This is a genomic window from Microbacterium sp., from assembly GCF_003248605.1.
Taxonomy (GTDB): domain Bacteria; phylum Actinomycetota; class Actinomycetes; order Actinomycetales; family Microbacteriaceae; genus Microbacterium.
The window spans coordinates 1-24,166 of the sequence record NZ_QFPF01000029.1; the positions used below are offsets into that span (position 1 = coordinate 1).

General features: G+C 71.3%; 20 protein-coding genes. 4 read left to right on the plus strand and 16 right to left on the minus strand.

Features of this window, described 5'->3' with window-relative positions; translation table 11 throughout:
- The 11 genes from DI573_RS05985 to DI573_RS06035 all read right to left on the minus strand — a co-directional run.
- On the minus strand, positions 1-452 hold a 452-nt coding region (locus DI573_RS05985; RefSeq protein WP_292811709.1), incomplete at its 3' end, for a beta-eliminating lyase-related protein.
- Between the two features lie 54 nt (positions 453-506).
- Complete coding sequence (locus tag DI573_RS05990) at positions 507-1,958, minus strand: DUF6421 family protein (RefSeq protein WP_292811711.1); 1,452 nt, start codon at positions 1,956-1,958, stop codon at positions 507-509.
- A gap of 82 nt (positions 1,959-2,040) precedes the next feature.
- A complete protein-coding gene (locus DI573_RS05995) occupies positions 2,041-3,573 on the minus strand; it encodes a CoA-acylating methylmalonate-semialdehyde dehydrogenase (protein ID WP_292811713.1) in 1,533 nt (510 codons plus the stop codon).
- Complete coding sequence (locus DI573_RS06000; protein ID WP_292811715.1) at positions 3,570-4,898, minus strand: aspartate aminotransferase family protein; 1,329 nt, start codon at positions 4,896-4,898, stop codon at positions 3,570-3,572. The genes DI573_RS05995 and DI573_RS06000 overlap by 4 nt, the downstream gene beginning before the upstream one ends.
- Positions 4,899-5,006: 108 nt before the next feature.
- The gene (locus tag DI573_RS06005; protein WP_292811717.1) at positions 5,007-6,164 is read right to left on the minus strand and encodes an ABC transporter substrate-binding protein; all 1,158 of its coding nucleotides are present in this window, start codon (positions 6,162-6,164) and stop codon (positions 5,007-5,009) included.
- A 72-nt stretch (positions 6,165-6,236) separates the two neighbouring features.
- The gene (locus DI573_RS06010) at positions 6,237-7,028 is read right to left on the minus strand and encodes an ABC transporter permease (protein WP_292811719.1); all 792 of its coding nucleotides are present in this window, start codon (positions 7,026-7,028) and stop codon (positions 6,237-6,239) included.
- On the minus strand, positions 7,025-7,855 hold the full coding sequence (locus DI573_RS06015; RefSeq protein WP_292811722.1) for an ABC transporter ATP-binding protein: 831 nt from the start codon (positions 7,853-7,855) through the stop codon (positions 7,025-7,027). Before DI573_RS06015 ends, DI573_RS06010 begins: the two co-directional genes overlap by 4 nt.
- Positions 7,852-8,754, minus strand: coding sequence for an ABC transporter permease subunit (locus tag DI573_RS06020; RefSeq protein ID WP_292811724.1), 903 nt, complete (start codon positions 8,752-8,754; stop codon positions 7,852-7,854). Before DI573_RS06020 ends, DI573_RS06015 begins: the two co-directional genes overlap by 4 nt.
- The gene (locus DI573_RS06025) at positions 8,751-9,779 is read right to left on the minus strand and encodes a TIGR03842 family LLM class F420-dependent oxidoreductase (RefSeq protein ID WP_292811726.1); all 1,029 of its coding nucleotides are present in this window, start codon (positions 9,777-9,779) and stop codon (positions 8,751-8,753) included. The genes DI573_RS06020 and DI573_RS06025 overlap by 4 nt, the downstream gene beginning before the upstream one ends.
- 10 nt (positions 9,780-9,789) lie before the next feature.
- Entirely contained in the window at positions 9,790-11,211 is a 1,422-nt protein-coding gene (gene hydA, locus DI573_RS06030; RefSeq protein ID WP_292811729.1) for a dihydropyrimidinase, read from the minus strand.
- Positions 11,208-12,056 (minus strand): nitrilase-related carbon-nitrogen hydrolase, encoded by an 849-nt coding sequence (locus DI573_RS06035; protein WP_292811731.1) that lies wholly within the window; start codon positions 12,054-12,056, stop codon positions 11,208-11,210. Before DI573_RS06035 ends, hydA begins: the two co-directional genes overlap by 4 nt.
- Before the next feature lie 205 nt (positions 12,057-12,261).
- Between DI573_RS06035 and DI573_RS06040 the strand changes: the two genes are divergently transcribed.
- Positions 12,262-13,830, plus strand: coding sequence for a bifunctional phosphatase PAP2/diacylglycerol kinase family protein (locus tag DI573_RS06040; RefSeq protein WP_292811733.1), 1,569 nt, complete (start codon positions 12,262-12,264; stop codon positions 13,828-13,830).
- Here the strand turns inward: DI573_RS06040 and DI573_RS06045 are convergent.
- The 4 genes from DI573_RS06045 to DI573_RS06060 all read right to left on the minus strand — a co-directional run bounded on the left by DI573_RS06045 (position 13,821) and on the right by DI573_RS06060 (position 16,415).
- Complete coding sequence (locus tag DI573_RS06045) at positions 13,821-14,345, minus strand: hypothetical protein (protein WP_292811736.1); 525 nt, start codon at positions 14,343-14,345, stop codon at positions 13,821-13,823. The genes DI573_RS06040 and DI573_RS06045 overlap by 10 nt on opposite strands.
- 34 nt (positions 14,346-14,379) lie before the next feature.
- Complete coding sequence (locus tag DI573_RS06050) at positions 14,380-14,868, minus strand: SprT-like domain-containing protein (protein ID WP_292811737.1); 489 nt, start codon at positions 14,866-14,868, stop codon at positions 14,380-14,382.
- Positions 14,869-14,912: 44 nt separating this feature from the next.
- A complete protein-coding gene (locus tag DI573_RS06055; protein ID WP_292811739.1) occupies positions 14,913-15,440 on the minus strand; it encodes a hypothetical protein in 528 nt (175 codons plus the stop codon).
- Positions 15,441-15,536: 96 nt separating this feature from the next.
- On the minus strand, positions 15,537-16,415 hold the full coding sequence (locus tag DI573_RS06060; RefSeq protein WP_292811741.1) for a fused MFS/spermidine synthase: 879 nt from the start codon (positions 16,413-16,415) through the stop codon (positions 15,537-15,539).
- 37 nt (positions 16,416-16,452) lie between these two features.
- Between DI573_RS06060 and DI573_RS06065 the strand changes: the two genes are divergently transcribed.
- Positions 16,453-17,208, plus strand: a complete 756-nt coding sequence (locus DI573_RS06065) for a 5-oxoprolinase subunit PxpA (protein ID WP_292811743.1) — start codon at positions 16,453-16,455, stop codon at positions 17,206-17,208.
- Complete coding sequence (locus DI573_RS06070) at positions 17,202-18,782, plus strand: 5-oxoprolinase/urea amidolyase family protein (RefSeq protein WP_292811745.1); 1,581 nt, start codon at positions 17,202-17,204, stop codon at positions 18,780-18,782. The genes DI573_RS06065 and DI573_RS06070 overlap by 7 nt, the downstream gene beginning before the upstream one ends.
- Here the strand turns inward: DI573_RS06070 and DI573_RS06075 are convergent.
- Positions 18,751-21,411 (minus strand): DUF4062 domain-containing protein, encoded by a 2,661-nt coding sequence (locus tag DI573_RS06075; protein WP_292811747.1) that lies wholly within the window; start codon positions 21,409-21,411, stop codon positions 18,751-18,753. The two genes, DI573_RS06070 and DI573_RS06075, sit on opposite strands and share 32 nt — an antisense overlap.
- Before the next feature lie 280 nt (positions 21,412-21,691).
- Between DI573_RS06075 and rpoB the strand changes: the two genes are divergently transcribed.
- The coding region (gene rpoB / locus DI573_RS06080) for a DNA-directed RNA polymerase subunit beta (RefSeq protein ID WP_292811749.1) at positions 21,692-24,166 on the plus strand (2,475 nt) is incomplete at its 3' end.

Consider the following 24,166-nt stretch of genomic DNA (forward strand, 5'->3'; position numbering starts at 1 on the left):
AGCTCGGTGGACTGCGTGATCGAGACCGCGAGCGGCTGCGCCCGGTGCTCGTCGCCGAAGCCCCACGCCTCGCGGTCGATCAGCTCGGGCGTGAGCTTTCCGTCCGGCGTGGGCACGGTGAGGATCTTGATGCCCGCGACGCGCTCGGGCGCGCCGCCCTCGTCGACGTTGATGTGCGCGGACGCGGCCGCCACGACCGCGCCCCAGCGCGGCAGCATCGACTGCAGGCCCACGACGTTGGCGCCCGTGCCGTTGAAGACCGGGAACGCCTCGACGCCCGCGCCGAAGTGCGCGGCGAACGCGAGCTGCAGGCGCTCGGTGTAGGCATCCTCTCCGTACGCGACCTGGTGGCCGTCGTTCGCCGTCGCGATCGCGGCGAGGACGTCGGGATGGATGCCGGAGTAGTTGTCGGAGGCGAAGCCGCGCACGGCGCTGTCGTGGAGGGGTGTCACCCACCCAGCCTAGATTCGTCGTGCGCGGCTTCGGCCCCTGAGCCTGTCGACGGCTCAGTCCGAGCCGCGGATGCCCGCCGTCGACTCGATCACGGGACGCATCTTGCGATCGAGCGCCTCGTAGAACATCGACAGCGGGAACTCGTCGTCGAGCACCGCATCGGTGTACCCCTTCGGCGGTCCGGCGAGCACCTCCCGCGGCAGCCCCGTCGCCCACACCGACGCCGGATGGGGTGCGAGGACCCCCCGGATCAGCTCGTAGGCGGCCAGCCAGTGCGTCGGCTTGGGCCGGTCGATCGAGCGCCAATAGAGCTCATCGATCGCGTCGCCGAGGGCGATGACGGCCGACGGAACGTCCGGCCAGTCGATGCGCAGCGCCGTGTCGGTCCAGTGCAGCACACCGCGCTGATGCAGCCACGCGAACAGCAGCTGGCCGCCGAGCCCGTCGTAGTTGCGCACCCGGGTGCCCGTGATCGCGAAACGGAAGATGCGGTCGAACACCACGGCGTACTGCACGAGCCGCGCCCGATCGAGCATCTCCTCCTCGATCGGCGCCCTGCCCTCGGCCCGTCGCAGGCGGCGCTCGATCGCGACGCACTCGCGATACGCCGTGAGGTCGCAGCGCAGCTCCTCGAGCGAGTAGAGGAAGTAAGGCATCCGCTGCTTGATCATGAACGGGTCGAACGGCAGATCGCCGCGCATGTGCGTGCGGTCGTGGATGAGGTCCCACATCACGAACGCTTGCTCGGCGAGCGGCTGATCCGACAGCATCCGCTCGGCGTCGTCGGGCAGCTCGAGTCTGGTGATGCGCGCGGCCGCCGACACGACGCGGCGATAGCGCGCCGCCTCGCGGTCCTGGAAGATCGCTCCCCAGGTGAACGTCGGCACCTCGCGCACCGCCACCGTCTCGGGAAAGAGCACCGCCGAGTTCGTGTCGTATCCGGGGGTGAAATCGACGAGCCGCAGCGAGACGAACAGCCGGTTGCCGTAGTCGCCCGCCTCGAGCGCCGCGATGAACTCGGGCCAGATCGTCTCGACGATCAGGGCCTCGAACAGCCGATCGCGCGAGCCGTTCTGCGTGTACATCGGAAAGACGACGAGGTGGCGCAGCCCGTCGACGCGGTGCCGCTGCGGTTCGAACGCGACGAGCGCGTCGAAGAAGTCGGGCACGCCGAAGGCCCCCTCGGCCCAACGCTGCAGATCCTGCCGGCATGCCGCGAGATATCTCGCGTCGTGCGGAAAGAGCGGCGCGAGCTCCGCGACCGCGGCGCGGATGCGCGCGACGTGCGCACGGGCGACGTCGTGATCGGATGCTGCCGGCACAGACCCGTCGCCGGTCTGCAGCGACTGCAGGGCCACGACCGAGCGCCGCAGGCTCACCCAGGCGGGGGAGTGCTCGACGTCGGCCGCGAGGGCGATGGTGGCGGCATCCGGAATCCGGTCCTCGACGACCTCGGGTTCGCCGATGATCGACTTCTGGGCACCGGGGGTGGTGTGCGCGGACATGGGGAACCTCCGATCGGAAGGCTCGGGGCGCATCCCCGGCTGGGACGCGCGCTGGTGCTCACAGCGTACGCCCGCCCGCCCGTCAGTCGTGCTGCGGAAACCCCAGGTTCAGGCCGCCGTGCGAGGGGTCGAGCCAGCGCGAGGTGACGGCCTTCTCCTGCGTGAAGAAGTCGAACCCGTGCGGACCGTACGCCTTCGCGTCGCCGAAGAGGGAGTCCTTCCACCCGCCGAACGAGTGATAGGCCACGGGCACGGGGATCGGCACGTTGATGCCGATCATCCCCACCTGCACCTCGCGCTGGAAGCGCCTTGCCGCGCCGCCGTCGTTCGTGAAGATCGCCGTGCCGTTGCCGTACGGGCTGCCGTTGATGATGCCGAGCCCGTCGGCGTAGCCCTCGACCCGCACCACCGAGAGCACGGGGCCGAAGATCTCGTCCCGATACACGGCAGAGGATGTCGGCACCCGATCGATCAGCGTCGGCCCGAGCCAGAATCCCCCGGCATCGCCGTCGACCTCGATACCGCGCCCGTCGACCACGACGGAGGCGCCGTCCGACCGCGCCGTGTCGATGTAGCCGGCCACCTTGTCTCGGTGCGCCTCGGTGATCAGCGGCCCCATGTCGCAGCCGCGCATGCCGTCGCCGGTGCGCAGCCGCCCCATGCGCTCGGCGATCTTCGCGACGAGCTCGTCGGCGATGGCGTCGACGGCGAGCACGACCGAGATCGCCATGCAGCGCTCGCCGGCCGACCCGAACCCCGCGTTGACGGCGGCATCGGCGGCGAGGTCGAGGTCGGCGTCGGGCAGCACGAGCATGTGGTTCTTCGCCCCGCCGAGGGCCTGAACGCGCTTGCCGAACCGCGCGGCCTGCTCGTAGATGTAGCGCGCGATGGGCGTGGACCCGACGAACGAGATCGAGCGCACGTCGGGATGCTGCAGCAGGGCGTCGACCGCCTCTTTGTCTCCGTGCACGACGGTGAAGACGCCGTCGGGCAGGCCCGCCTCGCTCCACAGCGCGGCGAGCCAGTTCGCGGCGGACGGATCCTTCTCGCTGGGCTTGAGGACCACCGCGTTGCCGGCGGCGATCGCGATCGAGAAGAACCACAGCGGCACCATCGCCGGGAAGTTGAAGGGGCTGATGATGCCGACGACGCCGAGCGGCTGGCGCAGCGAGTAGACGTCGATGTCGGTCGAGACGTTCTCGGAGTAGGCGCCCTTCATCTGCGACGGCATGCCGCACGCGAACTCGACGACCTCGAGCCCGCGGGCGATCTCGCCGAGGGCGTCGGAGGTCACCTTGCCGTGTTCGGCCGTCAGGATGTCGGCGAGCTCGCCCTTGCGGGCGTTCAGCAGCTCGCGGAAGGCGAACAGCACCGCCTGGCGTTTGGCGATCGAGGCGTCGCGCCACCGGTCGGCCCCCGCGGAGGCCGAGGTGACGGCCCGGTCGACGTCGGAGGCGGACGCGAGGCGCACCTGCTTCTGCACGCTGCCGAGCGCGGGGTTGAACACGGGGGCGGTTCGGGTCGACGTGCCCGCCCAGGGTGCGCTGTCGACCCAATGGTCGAGGATCGTCGTCGCCCGATCCGCGGACCGCTCGAGGGTGCCGGCGTCGGTCATGGTGTGTCCCTTCCGATCTCGGCGAGCACGTCGTCGTAGATCTCTGCGGCCTCCGCGACCTCGTCATCGGTGACGACGCACGGCGGCACGACGTGGATGCGGTTGTCCTGCACGAAAGGCAGCAGGCCGCGAGCGACGAGGCCTTTCTTGATCGCGCCCATCGCGGCGGCGGGCAGCGGCTCGCGCGACTCGCGATCGGCGACGAGTTCGAGCGCCCAGAAGACGCCCTCGCCCCGCACCTCTCCGATGAGGCCGTGCCTGTCGGCGAGTGCGGTCAGCGCGGGGCCGATCACCTCGTCGCCCACGCGGCGGGCGTTGTCGACGATGCCCTCGGACTCCATCGCGTCGAGTGCGCCGACGATGGAGGCGGCCGCCAGCGGGTGCCCGCTGTAGGTCAAGCCGCCCGGATAGACCCGGTCATCGAACGTCGCCGCGATCTCGTCCGAGATGATGACGCCGCCCACGGGCACGTAGCCCGAGTTGACCCCCTTGGCGAAGGCGATCAGGTCGGGCACGACGTCGTAGCCCTCGAAGGCGAACCAGCGGCCCGTGCGCCCGAACCCCGCCATCACCTCGTCGAGGATCAGCATGATGCCGTAGCGGTCCGCGAGCGCCCGCACGCCGGCGAGGTAGCCGGGCGGCGGGATCAGCACCCCGGCGGTGCCGGGCACCGACTCGAGCAGGATCGCGGCGATCCCGTCCGCGCCCTCGGACTGGATGACGCGCTCCAGGTGCCGCAGCGCCCGCTCGCTCTCCTCCTCGGGGCTCTCGGCCCAGAACTCGCTGCGGTACAGGTAGGGGCCGAAGAAGTGCACGTGTCCTCGGGCGAACTCGTTCGGCATCCGTCGCCAGTCGCCCGTCGCGACGATCGCCGCCCCCGTGTTGCCGTGGTACGAGCGATAGGTCGAGAGCACTTTGTCGCGGCCCGTGTGCAGGCGCGCCATGCGGATGGCGTTCTCGATCGCATCGGCGCCGCCGTTGGTGAAGAACACCTTCGAGAATCCGGCGGGCGCGCGACGGACGATGCGCGCCGCCGCCTCACCCCGGGCGAGGTTGGCGGTGGCGGGTCCGATCGTGGCCAGCAGCGACGCTTGATCGTGGATCGCTTGGATGACGGCGGGATGCTGGTGCCCGATGTTGACGTTGACCAGCTGGCTCGAGAAGTCGAGGTAGCGGTTGCCCGAGTGATCCCACACGGTCGTGCCCGAACCGCCCGCGATCACGACGGGATCGAGGGCCCCCTGCGCCGACCAGGAGTGGAAGACGTGCGCCCGGTCGAGCTGCTTCGTCGTCAGGTCGAGGTCGGAAAGGATGTCTGTCGTCATACCGGTCACTCTCATCGTTCGCGATTCGTCTGGTCGCTACGCTCCTCGCTCAGCGGCCGGGGGTCAAGAGACCCCCGGCCGCTGAGACCGTCTAAGCGACCGGGGTGATCAGTTGCCGCCCTCCAGCAGCTCGACCTCGATCGGCTCGAAGCCCTCTCCCGTGACGTCGACGCCCTCCTCGGCGAGCTCGTCCAGCGCCTGCTGGATGTACTCGTTCGAGTAGGCGCTCGCCGGCGGCTCCTCGGTGATGAGGCGGGCGCCGGTCTCGTTGACGGCGGCCAGCGCGCCCTCGACGGTCTGGTTCCAGGCCGCTTCGTCGATGATGCCGATCCCCGCGGGCGAGGGCCAGATGAGCTTGTTGGTCTCGTTCATCATCCACAGTTCGTGGCTCGGGCCCCAGCCGGAGCCCGAGGCGAGCGTGATCTCGGCCGCTTCCTCCGGGTTGTCCCGAGCGAAGACCCACCCCTTGATGACGGCCTTGAGGAACGACACCGCCGTCTCGGCGTACTCCTCATCGGTGTCGAGGCGTTCGGTGTCGGCCCAGATCGCGTCCTGCAGCATCGCGCCCACGGTGTCCTGGTAGCTGATGACGCTGAAGTCCTCGGGGGTGTACAGCTCGCCCGTCTCGGGGTCGACGGTCTCGAGCAGCTGCGCGTACTCGTTGTAGGTCATCGCCTGCGCGGCGTCGATGTCGCCCTGCAGGAAGGCATTCATGTTGAAGTCCTGCGTGATGATCTCGACGGTCGTCGAGTCGAGCCCCTCCGCCGCCATCGCGGCGAAGATCTCCCACTCGTTGCCGAAGCCCCACGAGCCGATCCTCTTGCCCTCGAAGTCGGCCACCGATTCGATGCCGGAGTCCGCCCACGCCACCTGCAGCGTACCCGAGGTCTGGAAGATCTGCGCGATGTCGGTCAGGTTGGCCCCCGCCTCGATCGAGCCGAGCACCTTGGGCACCCAGGCGATCGCGAAGTCCGCGTCGCCGTTCGCGAGCGCGTCCTGGGGCACGATGTCACCGCCCGAGGGGATGATCTCGACCTCGAGACCCTCCTCTTCGAAGAAGCCCTGTTCGACGGCGGCGAAGTAGCCCGCGAACTGCGCCTGCGGCAGCCACTGCAGCTGCAGCACGACGGGGGTGAGCTCGCCGGCATCGGCATCGCCGGAATCCGTGTCGGTGTCGGTCGAGCCCCCCGCGCAGGCGGCCAGGACGAGGCTCGCCGAGAGGGCGATGCCTCCCGCGGTCAGCGATCGACGTGTGCTGTGTCTCATGTCGTTCCTTTCGGGTCAGGTGGTGCGTCGGTGCGGTGTCGCCTCGGTGCGAGGACGTGGGGGATGCCGGGGTCAGGTGCGCGCGGGATCCGGCACCCGGCGCGCGACGAGCCGCTCGAGCAGCGCGGTCGCGGCATAGAACAGCAGCCCCAGCAGGATGCTGGCCGCGACGTAGGCCCACGCGCGGGCGTACGCGCTGGTCGCTGCCGACGTCGAGATCGCGCTGCCCAGACCACCGCGCGGTCCGCCGAAGTACTCCGCGACGAGCGCGGAGATCACGGCGAGCGAGCTCGCGATCCGCACGCCGGTGAGCAGGTAGGGCAGGGCGGTGGGCAGGGTCACGGCGCGGAAGGACTGTCCGCCGGTGGCGGCGTACGCCCGCATCAGGTCGCGGTGCACGGGCCTGGTCTGACGGAGCCCGCGCAGGGTGTTCAGGAACACGGGCACGAACGCCGCGAGCGCGGCGATCGCCTGCCTGCCGAATTGGCTGTCGGCGCCGAACATCGAATTGAGCACGGGGGCGAGCGCGACGATCGGCACCACCGCGAGCGCCGCGACGATCGGCGCGGCCATGCCGTCCACGGGGCGCCAGCGTGCGGCCAGGGCGGCCAGGCCCACCCCGAGCAGACCGCCCGCGACGAGTCCCACGAGCGCGTTGGTGCCGGTGATCAGGGTCGCCTGCGCGATCGGCCCCGCGAACGCGACGAGCTCCTCCGCGATCGCCGCCGGTGAGGGCAGCAGGTAATCCGATACGCCCCCCACGGTCACGAGCAGCTGCCACGCGGTGAGCGCGACGGCTCCGACGGCGAGGGGCGCGATCACCCGCAGACGGCGCTCGGCGCGGGGGGAGAGGGTCGTGGTCATCGGTGCTCCCGGGCACCGGATGCGCTCGCGGGAGCGCCGTGCAGCGCCTCGCGCACCGCCGTGACCCGCTCGAAGAAGGACGGGTCCTCCCGCAGGGCCTCGTCGCGCGCCACCCCCGCGCCGAACCCGGTCTGGACGATGTGGGTGATGCGTCCGGGTCGGGGCGACATCACCACGACGCGGTGGGAGAGGAACACCGCCTCGGGGATCGAGTGCGTCACGAACACCACGGCGGCACCCGTCTCGGCGGCGATGCGCGAGAGCTCCGTCTGCATGCGTTCCCGGGTCATCTCATCCAGCGCGCCGAACGGCTCGTCCATCAGCAGCAGGCGCGGGCGCTCGGCGAGTGCCCGCGCGATCGCCACCCGCTGCTGCATCCCACCCGAGAGCTGATCGGGATAGCGGTCGGCAAACTCGTCCAGGCCCACCATGGCCGCAAGCTCGCCGACGCGCGCGCGGCGGGCGGATGCCGGCATCCCGTGGATCTCGAGAGGCAGGGAGATGTTTCCCGCCACGGTGCGCCAGGGCAGCAGTCCCGCCTGCTGGAACGCGATCCCGTACTCCTGATCGCGGCGTGCGCGGTCGGCGCTCTTGCCGAAGACCTCGACCGATCCGGAGCTCACCGCGTCGAGGTCGGCGATGAGACGCAGGAGTGTGGACTTGCCGCATCCCGAGGGTCCGATCAGCGAGACGAATTCGCCCGCGGCCACCTCGAGGTGCACATCCTCGAGCGCGCGCACCTCGCCCGCGCGTCCGGCGAACACCTTGCCCGCCCCGCGCACGCTCACCGCGCTGACGGCGGCCTCACTGGTCGCCGTCGTCATCATCGGTCCGCCTCTCCGCGTCGGTAGTCCTTCAGGCCCGCGCCGAGGAGCGCGACGGAGCCCGCGGCGACCAGCCCCAGCACGATCGCTCCGAAGATCGGTCCCCACGGCTTCGCGGGGTCGCCGGATGCCTGTCCGGCGAACTGGATGAGCAGGCGGCCGATGCCGCCCTGCAGGCCGGTCGAGACCTCGGCCACGACGGCGCCGATCACGGCGGCCGCCGCCCCCAGTCGCATCGCGGGCAGCAGGTAGGGCACCGCGGCGGGCAGCCGGAGCTTGACGAGCGTGGGCCAGTAGCCGGCGGCGTACGTGTGCAGCAGCTCGGTGTGGATGCGGTCGGGTGATTGCAGCCCCTTCAGCGCTCCCACCGCGATGGGGAAGAACGCGAGGTAGGAGGCGATGACGGCGACCGACATCCAGTCCTGCCACTCGAACGCGCCGATCTCGATGCGCGAGCCCCAGCTGCGCACGATCGGCGCGAAGGCGATGAGCGGCACGGTCTGGCTCAGGACGATCCAGGGCAGCAGCCCCCACTCCACGAGGCGCCAGCGCTGCATGAGCAGGGCGAGCCCGAGCCCCACGACGACGGCGAGGGCCCACCCGGCGGCCGCGATGCCGAGCGTCGTCACGGCGGCGAGCGCCACCGCGAGCCAGAGCGGCGGCGAGCCGTCGGCGCGGGTGACGGGCTCGGCGAGCCGGATCAGCATGTCCCACACGTGCGGCATTGCGAGATCCGTCGTGCGGGGGAGAATGCGGGTCTCGCCGATGAGCACACCGTCGTCCGGGGCGAGCAGTTTGTAGCCTTCCCAGAGGGCGACCAGGGCGAGCACGCCCAGCAGGCCCCAGCCCCACGCGGCGAGACCGCGGCGGCGGGTATGCCGGGAGGGCGAGGCGGTCGTCATGCCTTCGCCGTGATGTGCGGGGAGAGGGCCGGGATGACGGTCTCGCCGTACACCCGCAGGGTCTCCTCCTTGTTGTCGTGCTGGAGGTACCCCGCGAACTGCGTGACGCCCAGCGCCCGCAGCTGCTCGAGTTTGCCGATGTGCTCCTCGGCGGTGCCGAGCACGCAGAAGCGGTCGACGATCTCGTCGGGCACGAAGTCGACGTGGTCGTTCGAGGCCTGTCCGTGCGAGTTGTAGTCGTAGCCGGTCCGACCGGCGATGTAGTCGGTGAGAGCCTGGGGCACCGCGCTGCCCGGCCCGGTCGACGGGCCGTACTTCGCCACGATGTCCGCGACGTGGTTGCCGACCATCCCACCGAACCAGCGGCACTGGTCGCGCATGTGCGCGACGTCCGTGCCGATGTACATCGGGGCGGCGACGCAGAACTGCAGGCTCTCGGGATCACGGCCGGCGTTCGCCGCGGCATCCTTCACCGTCTGGATCATCCAGGCCGCGATGTCGACGTCGGCCAGCTGCAGGATGAAACCGTCGCCGACCTCGCCCGCCAGCTTCAGTGCGAGTGGTCCGTAGGCCGCGACCCAGACGTCGAGGCTCGAGCCCCGGCTCCACGGAAACTGCAGGGTCGCCCCGTTGTATTCGACCGGGCGGGAGTTGGCGAGCTCGCGGATGACGTGGATCGACTCGCGCAGCTCCTTCAGCGTCGTCGGCTTGCCTCCGGTGACGCGCACGGCCGAGTCGCCGCGGCCGATGCCGCAGATCGTGCGGTTGCCGTACATCTCGTTGAGCGTGGCGAAGACCGACGCGGTCACCGTCCAATCGCGCGTGGCCGGGTTGGTCACGAACGGGCCGACGGTGACCCGACGGGTGGCGGCGAGGATCGCCGAGTAGATGACGTACGGCTCCTGCCAGAGCAGGTGCGAGTCGAAGGTCCACACGTGGCTGAAGCCGTGCGCCTCGGCGAGCGTGGCCAGCTGCACCGTGCGCGAGGCGGGCGGGTTGGTCTGCAGGACGACTCCGAAGTCCATCACGTGCCTCTCAGATCAGATACTGGCTCAGGCCGCGCTTGACGTAGCGGCCATCGCCCTTGGACCCCAGATAACGGCCGCCGTCGACGATCACCCGGCCGCGCGCGATGACCGTGTCGACGTGGCCGTCGATCTCGAAGCCCTCCCAGGCCGAGTGGTCCATGTTCATGTGATGGGTCTTGTCGTAGCCGATGGACGTGTGTCCGTTCGGGTCGTACACGACGACGTCGCCGTCGGCGCCGGGCTGGATGACGCCCTTCGTGCCATACAGACCGAACATGCGCGCGGGGGTCGTGGAGGTCAGCTCCACCCAGCGCTCGAGAGTGATCTCGCCCGTCACCACGCCCTGGTACATCAGGTCCATGCGGTGCTCGACCGAGCCGATGCCGTTGGGGATCTTGCGGAAGTCGCCGAGCCCGAGCTCCTTCTGATCCTTCATGCAGAACGGGCAGTGGTCGGTCGAGACCATCTGCAGGTCGTTGGTGCGCAGCGCCTGCCACATCGCGTTCTGATGCCCTTCGGCGCGCGAGCGCAGCGGCGTGGAGCACACCCATTTGGCGCCCTCGAACCCCGGCGCCCCCAGCTGCTCCTCGAGCGAGAGGTAGAGGTACTGCGGGCACGTCTCGCCGAAGACGTTCTGCCCGCGGTCACGCGCCCCCGCGAGCTGCTCGACGGCCTGCTTGGCGCTCACGTGCACGACATAGAGCGGCGCGCCGGTCAGATCGGCCAGCATGATCGCCCGGTGCGTGGCCTCCTCCTCCATCTGCCAGGCGCGGGCGATGCCGTGATAGTACGGGTCGGTCTTGCCCGCATCGACCAGCTGCTGGGCGAGTACGTCGATGGCGGGGCCGTTCTCGGCGTGCATCATCGTCAGCAGGCCCGTGTCGCGCGAGACCTGCATCGCCTTCAGGATCTGCGCGTCGTCCGAGTAGAAGACGCCCGGGTACGCCATGAAGAGCTTGAAACTCGACACGCCCTCATCGAGCAGACCGCGCATCGCGCTCAGCGAGTCGTCGTCGACGCCGCCGATGATCTGGTGGAAGCCGTAGTCGATCGCGCAGTTGCCGGCGGCCTTCGCGTGCCATGCCGCAAGCCCGTCCTGCACGCGCTCGCCGTACTTCTGCACGGCGAAGTCGATGATCGTGGTGGTGCCGCCCCATGCCGCGGCGCGTGTGCCGGTCTCGAACGTGTCGCTTGCCGCCGTGCCCCCGAAGGGCAGCTCCATGTGCGTGTGCGCATCGATTCCGCCGGGGATCACGTACTTGCCGGTGGCGTCGACGACCGTGTCGACGGATGCTGTCAGGTCGTGCCCGAGCAGGGTCGAACCGGGTGCGAGCACGGCCCGGATCTTCTCGCCGTCGATCAGGACGTCGGCGGGGGCTCTGCCCGTGGCCGAGACGACGGTGCCCCCGGTGATGAGTGTCGTGGTCATGGTGCGACGATCTCCCCGTACGAGTCGGGACGGCGGTCTCGGTAGAACTGACAGTCGTCGCGCATCTGACGCACCAGGTCCATGTCGAGATCGCGGATCAGCAGCTCCTCGTGCTCGCCCGAGCCCAGCGCGCCGACGTAGTTGCCGCGCGGGTCGACGATCTGGCTGGTGCCGTAGAAGTCCACCGCCTCATCGCCGTACTCGTTGTCCTCGAGCCCGACCCGATTGGGCGCGAGGACGAAGTACCCGTTCGCGACGGCGGCGGCGGGCTGCTCCACCTCCCACAGCCGGTTCGAAAGGCCGGGCTTCGTCGCGTTCGGGTTGAAAGCCAGGTGAGCCCCGTTGAGACCGAGTTCGCGCCAGGCCTCCGGGAAGTGCCGGTCGTAGCAGATGATGACGCCGATCCTGCCGACGGCGGTGTCGAAGACGGGATAGCCGAGGTTTCCCGGGCGGAAGTAGAACTTCTCCCAGAACTTCTCGACGTGGGGGATGTGGTGCTTGCGGTATTTGCCGAGGATCGTGCCGTCGGCGTCGACCACGACGGCGGTGTTGTAGTAGACCCCCGCCATCTCCTCCTCGTAGATCGGCAGGATCATCACGAGATTCAGTTCTTTGGCCAGGGCCGCGAAGCGCTGCACGATCGGGCCGTCGGCGGGCTCGGCGTAGGCGTAGTACTTCTTGTCCTGCGTGATGCCGAAGTAGGGCCCGTAGAAGAGCTCCTGGAAGCACATCACCTGCGCTCCCTGCGCCGCGGCATCGCGGGCGAACTGCTCGTGCCTGTCGAGCATGGATTCCTTGTCGCCGGTCCAGGTGGTCTGGGAGATCGCCGCCCGTACTGTCGCCATCACTGCCTCGCTCTCGCTTCGCGCGTCGCCCGTCGGGTTTCGCCCGCCGATGGGCTTCGATCTCGCCCGTGTCGGCACCGGGTCCGCTGGTGTCATCGTGCGGCCCCGACGTTTCCCCGCGGTTTCCGCGTGTGACGGGGCCGTAACAGCATCGTCGACCCCGGGCCCGCGCCCGTCAATGGCCGTGGCGGCGTAGCCTCGACCCATGCGACTGCCCCGGCTGCGGCATCCCGTTGTCTCGTATCGTCGTGCCCGTCTGCTGCCGCGGCGTGTGCGGCGCTTCGATCGCGAGGCGAACCGCTGGGTCAACGCGCGACGGGATCGACGTGCGCGCGACGGCGGGCTGCGCCGGCTCTCGCGCGCGGCCGATCGCGGTCGCCTGTGGTTCGTGATCGCCGGTGCCCTCGTCGTCATCGGGCGGCCGCGTGCGGCGCTGCGCGGCGTGCTCTCGCTGGCGGCCGCGAGCCTTGTCGCCAACCTCGTCGGTAAGAAGATCTTCGGCGGGCCGCGTCCGGTGCTCGTGGACGTCCCCATCGGGCGCCGCCTTGCGGTGTACCCCACCTCGGCGTCGTTCCCCTCGGGACACTCGGCCAGCGCCGCGGCGTTCGCGACCGGTGTGGGTCTCGAGGCCCCCGTCGTGGGCGCGGCCATCGCCCCCGTCGCGGCCGGCGTCGCCTACTCGCGCCTGCACGTCGGCGCGCACTGGTTCTCGGACGTGATCGGCGGGGTCGCGATCGGCGCCGCAATCGCCCTCGCGGGCCGCGCGCTCGTTCCCGTACGGCGAGCACACGAGCATCCGCCCCGCGAACGCGGAGAGCGGATCGCGCTGCCGGCGCTCGTCGACGGTGCCGGCCTGCTGATGTTCGTCAATCCCTCCTCCGGAGCCGACGTCATCCGAGCCGACCCCCGGCGCACGATCGAGCGGGAGCTGCCCGCCGCGTCCCTGCACGAGCTCACCGGCGCCGAGGAGCCGGCGGCGCTCGTCGGCCGCGCGCTCGCCGGGCAGACGCCGCCGCGGGTGCTCGGGGTGTGCGGCGGAGACGGCTCGGTCGCCGCGCTCGCGCAGATCGCCCGCGAGACGGGCCTGCCCCTGCTGGTGCTCCCGGGGGGCACCTTCAATCACTTCGCCCGGGCCGCGGGCGTCGACACGCTGGATGCCGGCATCCATGCCCTGCGGGAGGGGCGCGGACTGCGGGTCGCGGTGGCCGAACTGGACGCCGGCGATACACCGTTGACCGTGCTCAACACCGGTTCGGTCGGCATCTATCCCGACTTCGTCGCGCGGCGGGAGGTGTACCGGGAGCAGCTCGGCACATGGCTCGGTGGGGTCGTCGCCGCGTGGCGGGTGCTGCGGCATGCGGAGCCGATCGACATCGAGCTCGATGGTGAGTCCCTGCGCGTCTGGTCCGTGTTCACGAGCGTCGGGCGCAACGACCCCGCGCGTGTGGCGACGATGCAGCGGTGGAGCATGGACGACGATGTGCTCGACGTGCGCGTCCTGCACGCCCGCGGTCCGCGCCGGCACGCGATGGCCTCCCTGGCCTTCGGGCGGCGCACGGCGGCCCTCGCGAGGGTGCTGCGGCTCATGCCCCGCGCCTCCGACATCGAGCGCCGGCTCGTGCCCGAGATCGCTCTGGGGCTGCCGGATCGCGGCGGAGACGTGCCGGCGTTCGCGCACGACGGCGAGCTGGAGGCCCGCCCCCGCGCCGACGCGCACGGGCGGTACGGCGTGCGGCTGCGGATGATCCCCGGAGCGCTCGACGTCTACGGGTGAGACGCGTCGCCGGGCGATGTCGCGTCGGTCGGCGGATCGAAGGCCCACGTGGGGGCGAGCGCCCGGATGCGTGCCGCCCGCCACTGCCAGATCGTCCACAGCACGGGCCAGAACGCCGGCGCCGCGGCCCCGCCGATGACGAGCCGCTCGCGCCAGAGCGTGCGGGCAGGATCCTCGGATGCGGGAGCGACGGCCATCTGGTGATCCCAGACGTCGAGCGCCGACAGGGGCCCGGTCAGGGGGATCCCGCTGTCGCGGAGGATGCGCACGCGGCCGCGGGAGTCCTCGCGCACGCGGTCCGTGATCTGGATCAGCTGCCGACCCATCGGAAGGGCGCCGGCGAGCGAGAGCTGCACCGCGGCGTCGGACCCCGACTCCCACGCGGTCGGGAGGGCGCCCAGCGGCTGCATCTGCAGCAGCGGACCGTAGAGCTCAGCGACCACCGCGGGGGAGTGCAGCGCCCGCCACGCGGCGTCGGGGTCGCAGTCGATCTCGAACCGGAGCAGGATGCGCATGCCGCCAGTCTCGCACCGCGCAGCCGCGCGCGGTCTATCGCGGGGTCAGCGCCGCGCGTCGGGCGGCGCTGGTGATCTCGCGCCGCTCCCACCGGAAGAGGAACCGCTCGTCGAACCGCGGTGCGCACCGCACGCAGGACGCCGCCCTCGTCGGCCGCCGGTGCCGGTAGGCGACATGCCCCGCGGGACACACGCCCACCCACGGGGCCAGCTCCACCGCCGTCTCGCCGTGATGGGTCGTGCCGCCCGTGTATCCGAGCTCGCGGGCCGCCTTCTTCCACACGGGGCCGTGACCGGCGGCCGGCCCCGCAAGGGCGTGCGCGACCTCGTGCAGCAGCGTCTGATGATTGGTCTCGTCGTCGTAGCGGGCGCTGAGGTAGCGCGAGACCGTGATGCGCCGGCGTGTGTAATCGCACAGGCCCGCACGGCGCTTGGCGTTGTCGAAACCGAAGGTCCACGACGAATCGAGATGGAGGGTGATCAGGGCCTCGCCCCAGGTGCGCACGCGCTGCAGATCCGACATGCGAACAACCTAGAACATACCTGCGACACTCGCGCCGGGGCCGGTCAGCTGGCGACCGAGTCGCGCGTGCGGCGTCGGTCGGCGGCATCCACTGCGAGCAGCGTCGACTCGAGTTCGGCGTCGGTCGCCCCCGACTCCTGCCGCAGGAACAGCGCGCGTTTGAAGTCGCGGCGGGCCTGGTCGAAGTCCTGCGCGTCGAAATGCACCTTGCCGCGATGCTGGCACGCGAAGGCCGCGATCGACGCCCATCCCTGGCCCTCGGACTCCTCGACGCACATCGTCAGCTCGTGCGCGGCCGCGGCGTACGCGCCGCGCCACTGCAGCACGGTGGCGTGCAGGATGCGCGCGCGCAGCAGATCTTTGCGGGTGCCGGCCATGCGGGCGACCCGCACGGACTCGTCCGAGATCACGAGGGCGTCGTCGAGGCGGTCGAGCACCTTCAGCAGCCACACCCGCTCGAGAAGGGCGGGCAGGCTGCGCTGGTCACCCAGCTCGAGCAGCCGCTCGCGGCACTCGGCGGGATCGACGACCTCGCGCAGGGTTTCGGGGTCGTACCCGTGGATGTAGCTCACCGTGACCTCCTCACCTGCGCCGCGTCCTGCCGGCGCCCTGACAGTCTGCCTCGGCGACCCGGCGAAGGCGGCCAGCCGCGCCGCGTGTGGTGAACGTCATCGCTCGAACAGCGACGAGTTCGGGCGGGGCGAGGCGACGGCATCCGCATCGGCGACCGGCGCCGCACCGCCCACGAACGCCGCGAGCTCGGCGCCCTCGGCGACCTTCGCGGGGTGGGGACCCGCGGCCATGAGGCGCGGCAGCCACGTGGTGGGAAGGGGGGCCCCGGATGCGGCGACGACGAGATTGCCGAAGCGCCGGCCCTTGAGCACCTGCACCTCGGCGAGCACCACGACATACGGCAGCACCGACTGCACGGTTGCGACCTGACCGCGGGCGAAGCGCAGACCCGCGCCGTCGGCGACGTTGACCAGCAGCACCCCGTCGGGGGCCAGCAGCGCGGCGGCGGCGCGGTAGAACTCCAGCGAGGTCAGGTGCGCGGGGGTCTGCGCTCCCGAGTAGACGTCCGAGACGAGCAGGTCGACCGCTCCCGTGATCGCCGCCGGCAGGCGTCCGAGTGCCGCGCGTGCATCCTGGACGCGCGTGCGGATCGCCGCTCCCCGGGGCAGCGGCAGGTGCGCGCGCACGAGCTCGACCAGCGCGGGCTCGAGCTCGATCACCTGCTGGCGCGAGCCGGGACGGGTGTGCTCGACATATCGGGGCAGGGTCATGGCTCCCGCGCCCAGGTGCACCGCCGTGAGGGGCTGTCCGGGCAGTCGCAGCAGGTCGATGACCGCGCCCATCCGCGCGACGTACTCGAAGTGCAGATGCGCGGGATCGTCCAGGTCGACGTGGGACTGCGGGGTGCCGTCGACCTCGAGCTCCCAGCCGGAGGTGTAGGGCGAGGGCACGATGCGGGCGAGCGTGCCGTCCGAGAGTCGCGCCTGCGGGGGCGGGGCGTCCGCGGTCCCCCGACGTCTGCGCGCTCCGGCCATCCGCCCACGCTAGCGGGCGCGGGTCTACCGTGGAGCCGTGGGCTCGATCGACCTCAACAGCGACCTCGGCGAGACCGTCGACGGTGTGCCGACGGCCGACGACGACGCCATGTTCGCGCTCGTCTCCAGCGCCAACGTCGCGTGCGGCGGTCACGCCGGCGATGCGTCATCCATGCGCGACGCCGTCGCCCGCGCCGCCGCGCACGGCGTCGTCATCGGCGCGCACCCCTCCTACCCCGATCGCGCCGGATTCGGGCGCGCCGCGATGAGCCTCGACGCGGACGCCCTCACCGACGTCGTCGCGCAGCAGCTGTCGGCCCTGCGCGCCGCGGGCGCCGACATCCGCTACGTCAAGCCGCACGGCGCGCTCTATCACGCGGTCTCGGCCGATGCGGGGCCGGCCGCCGCGGTCGCGAGTGCCGTGGCATCCCTGTCGGCGGACCTCGGCCGGGCCCTGCCGATCCTCGGGTTGGGCGGACAGATCGCGGCCGCCGCCGCCGCCGCGGGTCTGCCCTTCGTCCGCGAGGCGTTCCTCGATCGCGGATACGCGCCCGGCGGCGGGCTCGTGCCCCGGGGCTCGCCGCGCGCCCTCCTCACGGACCCCGGCGAGGTCGCCGACCGCGCCCTACGCCTCGTCCGCGAGGGCGTGGTGGCGGCGGTCGACGGGAGTCTCGTCGAGGCCGGCGCCGCCTCGCTCTGCGTCCACGGCGACACCCCGGCCGCCGTCGCGATGGCGCGCGCGGTGCGCGCCGCGCTCGATGCCGCCGGAATCGTCGTGCGGGCACCGTGGTGAGCCCCGAAGGTCGCGCGCCGGCGCAGGCCGCGCCGCCGCGCATCCTGCCGATGGGCGAGCGCGGCCTGCTCATCGAGCTCCGCTCGGTCGCCGAGGTGCATCGCGTGCACGCCGCGCTCGCCGACTCCGCCCCGTCCGGTCCGGTCGATCTCGTACCGGCCGCGCGGACGATCCTCGTGCGACTCGGCCCCGGGTCGCTCTCGCTGCACGCCGCGCGCGACTGGATCGCCGACACGGCGACGCGGGCGCGGGATGCCGTCATCGCACCACCGCCCGAGACTCCGGTCGTGCTCGAGCTCGTCTACGACGGCCCCGACCTCGCCGAGACGGCCGCGCTCGTCGGGCTCTCCGCCGACGCCCTCGCGGCACGGCACGAAGCGGCTCGGTGGCGGGTCGCGTTCACGGGGTTCGCCCCGGGATTCGCCTACCTGACGAGCGAGGACTGGGGACTCGACATCCCGCGCCTGGCCTCGCCGCGCACCCGCGTGCCGGCGGGTGCGGTGGGGCTGGCCGGCGAGTTCTCGGGTGCCTATCCGCGCGAGACGCCCGGCGGCTGGCGCCTGATCGGCACGACCTCTGCGCCGCTGTTCGATCCCGCGGCGGCGGAGCCCGTCCTGCTCGTTCCGGGCCGACAGGTGCGGTTCGCCCGCGTGCGCTCCGTGATCCGGGCATCCGTGCGACCCCGTCCCCCGGAGCCCTCCTCCGATCCGCTGCTGCGGGTGATCGAGCCGGGCCTGCTGACGACCGTGCAGGACCTCGGCCGACCCGGCCGCGCGGCGCAGGGGATCGCCCCCTCGGGTGCCCTCGATCGGGGCGCCCTGTGCCTCGCGCTGCGACTGGTGGGCACCGCCGAGGATGCGGCGGGGCTCGAAGTCACGATGGGCGGCCTGCGCGCGGTCGCACTGCGCGACACCTGGGTCGCCCAGACCGGCGCCGAGGCGTCCCTGACGATCGCGGGCCGCCCCGCACCCACCGGAGCGGCGGCGCGCTGGAGAGCCGGCGAGACGCTGGAGGTCGGCTGGGCGAGGGACGGCGCCCGGATCTATCTCGCCCTCCGCGGCGGCATCGACGCCCCGCGGGCGGCGGGATCACGCGCCACGGATCGCCTGGCGGGGCTCGGGCTCGCGCCGCTGGCAGCCGGGGACGTGCTGGGCGGTGCGGGGCAGGAGCGGGCGCCGATCCCGCCGGTCGACCAGGCGCCGCCTCGGCCGGTGAGTGCCGAAGCCGAGATCGCCCTGGCCCCCGGTCCGCGCGCCGACTGGTTCGCCCCCGCCGCCGCCCTCGCCCTCTACGGCAGCGTCTGGCGCGTGACGAACGACGCCGACCGGGTGGGCATGCGCCTGGAGGGACCCGAGCTGGAGCGCGCGGTGCACCGCGAACTGCCGAGCGAACCCATGGTGCCGGGTGCGCTCCAGGTTCCACCCTCCGGCCGGCCGACGATCCTCCTCGCCGACGGGCCCGTGACCGGCGGCTACCCCGTGATCGCCGTGGCGACGGAGGAGTCGCTCGACACCCTCGCCCAGCTCCGGCCCGGCAGCCGGATCAGGTTCCGGCACGCGCGGCCGGCCGGCTGACCGGCGTCGTCGTCGCGCCCGCGGCGCGTTCGCGCACGCCGGCGAGCGCGTACTCCGCCGCCTCGCGTGCTCCGTACTCGCGCCCGCGGTCGATCGCCGCCTGGAGGGCCGCGCCCGTCGGCCCCGTCGCGAGCGGCTCGAGATCGCGGGTGTGGAAGACGAAGGCGGGAGCGTCGTACTGGCCCGTGCGCTTGCGGATCGCGGCCGCCGCCCCTGCCAGCACGCCCGCGCGCTCGACATCCCCGTCGAGTGCGGCGATGCTGCACAGCCCCTCCAGCGAGTAGGCGATGCCCTCGTCGTTGTCGAGCGCGACGGAGCCCGCCATGCCCTCGATGTACACGCGGAGGGCGTCCTCGACGCGCCCGCCCCGCAGCAGCGCCCGGGCCAGGTGGTGCGCCGCCACGGTCGCCGTGAACTCGTCAGCCGCCGCGAGCGACGCGTCGAGGGCCCGCTGGAACATCGCCAGCGCGTCGTCGTCGCGTCGGCGCAGCCACTCCAGGCGGCCGAGCGCGACGAGGATGAGCACTTCGCCCCAGCGGGCGCCCGCCGCGCGGAAGCCCTCGGCGCCCCGCCACAGCCGCTCGGCGGCGGTGTCGAAGTCGGCATCCCCGGCTGTGATCTGGGCGAGCCCCGCGGTGGCCAGCGCCATCGCCGACCCCATCGCCTCGCCCGCCTCCGCGAACAGGTCCGAGACCTCGCAGAACCCGTCCACCGCGGTCGGCGTCTGCGTGCCGAACATCTCCTTCCACAGCACGTAGTAGCGCGCGACCGCGCGGGCGAAGGGCGTGTCGCCGCCCCCGCGGTCGAGCATCTCCTGCATCCACAGGGCCATCTCGCTGAGGTACCCACCGATCCACCAGTACAGATACAGCCGCCACGCCACGGTGGATGCCGTCGCGAAGTCCTCCATGAAGATCAGATGCCGCACGCCGCTGCGCAGGTTGCTGCGCTCGAGGTTGAGCCGGGCGACCGCCGCCCGCTGCTCGGGACCGCCCAGGCGCGGTGCCTCGCGCAGCGCCAGTGCGGCGTAGAGGCGCGCGTGCGCGGCGCGCATCCGCTGATCCTCGCCGCGGGCGCGCAGCTCGCCGACGGCGTACTCGCGCACCGTCGAGAGGAGCGAGAACACGGACTCCCCGTCGATGTCCTGCTGATCGACGAGCGAGGAGTCCACGAGCGCCGCGAGGCCGTCCATGGCGGTGCCCTCCCATGCGCGGCCCGCACCCAGCTCCTCGACGGATTCGAGGGTGAAGCCGTGCGAGAACACTCCGAGGTCGAACAGCAGCTCGCGTTCGGACTCGCGCAGCAGCCCCGTCGACCACTCGATCGTCGACCGCAGCGTGCGCTGGCGCTCGGGCAGATCGCGGGAGGAGTCCACCAGCAGGGGCAGCTGCTTGTCGAGCCGCCGGAGGATCGACTCCGGTGTGAGCACCCGCATGCGGGCCGCCGCCAGCTCGATCGCGAGCGGCAGCCCCTGCAGCACGCGGCAGATGCCCACCACCGCGGCCCCGCCGCTCGCGCTCAGCTCGAAGTCGGGCTTGACCGCCCTCGCGCGCTCGACGAAGAGCTCGACGGCGGCCGAGGAGAGTGCGCGGCTGACCGACGCGGGCGAGGCGGGGTCGTGGGTGGCCAGCGGCGCGACGTCGTAGACGCGCTCGCCGCGGATGCGCAGGATCGAGCGGCTGGTGACGAGGAACGATGCGTCGGGAGCGATCGTGTACAGCTGCACGAGCACGGGAGCGGCCTGCACGAGCTGCTCGAAGTTGTCGAGCACGATCAGCATGCGCCGGCCCTCGAGCGCGAGCGCGAGCCGCCGCTCCAGAGGCACCTCGGCGGTGTCGCGGATGCCGAGGGCGTACCCGATCGTGGGCAGCAGCAGATCCGGCTCGAGGACGTTCTCCAGCATCACGAAGATCGTGCCGTCCGGATACATCTCCGAGGCCGCCTCGGCGACGGCGATCGCGAGCCGGCTCTTGCCGATCCCGCCCGGTCCCAGCAGCGTGACCAGACGGGTCTGCCCGCCGCCGAGCAGGTCGAGCACGTCGGCGACGGCCCGGTCGCGTCCGATCAGGCGGGTGAAGGGCGAAGGGATGCGGGCGGCCAGCGGATCCGTGGTCGCCGTCGTGCCCCCGGCATCCCGGCCCGCGTCGAATCGCTCGGCGAGGAGGGTCGCGAGATCCGCCTCGACCAGCTCGGCGAGCTCCTCGGTGCCCGTGAACGACCGGTACGACGCCGTGTCGTCGTCGCGGATGCGGTCGATGAGGGCGTCGAGCCGCGTGTCGCGCTGAGTGGAGTGGCGGATGTAGATCAGCTTGGGCATCTCGCGGGGCGCGAGGCGGTACTCGTCCTCCAGCCCCGAGATCTGCTCGCCCGGGGCGACCCAGCCGTAGCTGTCGGCGTAGACGCCCACGAACACGTCGCTCTGGGCCAGATAGGCGCGGTACAGCTCCCGCGGAGGGTGCGGGCGGGCGCCGAGCTCGAACATCACCGGTGCGAGTCGCAGGCGCTCGATCGAAGCCCGCGCGACGCGGCGCTCCGCCTCGAGTTCGCGCAGCGTGGACGACACGAACACGCGCAGGCGCTGATCCGGCGTGCGGATCGTGCCGGGTCGCGTCCCGTCGCCGGAGGTCATGCGCTCGTTCCGGGCCTTCGGGGGCCCCAGCATCCACCCATGGCGCGGTTATACCGCAGGAAAGATAGCGCGTCAAGAATCGACTGGACACGGAGGGCTGCGCGACGTATAGTTGTGGTTTGCGCTCCTAGGTTCCCCCTGCCTTCATATGGTGGTCGGCTGTGCCCCTGCGCCCCTCGTGAGAACGGGGAGCGGCGCCAGGGCAATTCGGGGAAAGGCGAGCATTCCACCTGACGACAAGGAATCACGAGCCCTACCCGGGCCCATGGAGGTTATTCCCTTGGCTGCTGCGCGCAACGCATCCACCACCCCCACCCTGAAGAACGGCCGCGGAGCATCCCGCCTCTCGTTCGCCAAGATCTCCGACACCCTCGAGGTCCCCGACCTCCTGGCGCTGCAGACCGAGTCGTTCGACTGGCTCGTCGGCAACGAGGCCTGGAAGGCGCGCGTCGCCGAGGCCCAGGCCGTCGGCCGCACCGACGTGCCCGAGATCAGCGGACTGGAGGAGATCTTCGAAGAGATCTCGCCGATCGAGGATCTCAGCGAGACGATGCAGCTCTCGTTCACGAACCCCTACCTCGAGCCCGAGAAGTACTCCATCGAGGAGTGCAAGGAGCGCGGCAAGACGTACGCGGCGCCCCTGTACGTCGAGGCCGAGTTCATGAATCACCAGACCGGTGAGATCAAGACCCAGACGGTCTTCATGGGCGATTTCCCCCTGCAGACGGGCAAGGGCACGTTCATCATCAACGGCACCGAGCGCGTCGTCGTCTCGCAGCTCGTGCGCTCGCCCGGCGTGTACTTCGACAAGACGCCCGACAAGACATCCGACAAGGACATCGTCTCGGCGCGCGTGATCCCGAGCCGCGGCGCGTGGCTCGAGTTCGAGATCGACAAGCGCGACCAGGTGGGCGTGCGCATCGACCGCAAGCGCAAGCAGTCGGTCACCGTGTTCCTCAAGGCCCTCGGCCTCTCGAGCGAAGACATCATGAACGAGTTCGCGGGCTTCGACTCCATCGAGGAGACGCTGTCGAAGGACACGATCCTCACGAAGGAAGACGCGCTCCGCGACATCTACCGCAAGCTCCGTCCGGGCGAGCAGGTCGCCGCTGAGGCCGCGCGCGCGCTGCTCGACAACTTCTACTTCAACCCCAAGCGCTACGACCTCGCCAAGGTCGGCCGCTACAAGATCAACCAGAAGCTCGGTCTCGACCAGCCCCTGTCCGACTCGGTGCTGACCGTCGACGACATCGTCGCGACGATCAAGTACCTGGTCCGCCTGCATCGCGGCGACGCGACGTTCGACGGCGTCCGCGCGGGCAAGCCCGCCGAGATCCGCCTCGACGTCGACGACATCGACAACTTCGGCAACCGCCGTATCCGCGCCGTCGGCGAGCTCATCCAGAACCAGGTGCGCACGGGCCTCTCGCGCATGGAGCGCGTCGTCCGCGAGCGCATGACCACGCAGGACATCGAGGCGATCACGCCGCAGACCCTGATCAACGTGCGCCCCGTCGTCGCCGCGATCAAGGAGTTCTTCGGCACCTCGCAGCTGTCGCAGTTCATGGACCAGAACAACCCGCTCGCGGGCCTGACCCACAAGCGCCGCCTCTCCGCGCTCGGCCCCGGAGGCCTCTCGCGCGAGCGCGCCGGCGTCGAGGTGCGCGACGTGCACCCCTCGCACTACGGCCGCATGTGCCCGATCGAGACCCCGGAAGGCCCGAACATCGGCCTGATCGGATCGCTCGCATCCTTCGCGCGCATCAACTCGTTCGGCTTCATCGAGACGCCCTACCGCCGCGTCGTCGATGGCCGCGTGACCGAGGACATCGACTACCTCAGCGCCAGCGAGGAGAACGACTTCATCGTCGCGCAGGCCAACGCGCCGCTCCAGGCCGACGGCCACTTCCAGGAGGAGCGCGTTCTCGCCCGCCGCGGAAAGGGTGGCGAGGTCGACCTGTTCCACCCCGAGGAGATCGGGTACATGGACGTCTCCCCGCGCCAGATGGTGTCGGTGGCGACCTCGCTCGTGCCCTTCCTCGAGCACGATGACGCGCAGCGCGCGCTCATGGGCGCCAACATGCAGCGCCAGGCGGTGCCGCTGCTGCGCAGCGACTCGCCCCTGGTGGGCACGGGTATGGAGGGCTACGCCGCGATCGACGCCGGCGATGTCATCACCGCCGAGAAGGCGGGTGTCGTCGCCGAGGTGTCGGCCGACGTCGTGACCGTGCAGCTCGACGAGGGCGGCACGCAGGACTACTACCTCCGCAAGTTCGACCGCTCCAACCAGGGCACGAGCTACAACCAGCGCGTCGTGGTCTCGGCCGGTGAGCGCGTCGAGGTCGGCGAGGTCATCGCCGACGGCCCCGCGACCGAGAACGGCGAGCTCGCGCTCGGCAAGAACCTCCTCGTCGCGTTCATGCCGTGGGAGGGTCACAACTTCGAGGACGCGATCATCCTCAACCAGGACCTGGTGAAGGAAGACACCCTCTCCTCGATCCACATCGAGGAGTACGAGGTCGACGCGCGCGACACCAAGCTCGGCAAGGAGGAGATCACCCGTGACCTCCCCAACGTCAGCCCCGAGCTGCTGAAGGACCTCGACGAGCGCGGCATCGTCCGCATCGGCGCCGAGGTGCGCCCCGGCGACATCCTGGTCGGCAAGGTCACGCCCAAGGGCGAGACCGAGCTGTCGGCGGAGGAGCGCCTGCTCCGCGCGATCTTCAACGAGAAGAGCCGCGAGGTGCGCGACACG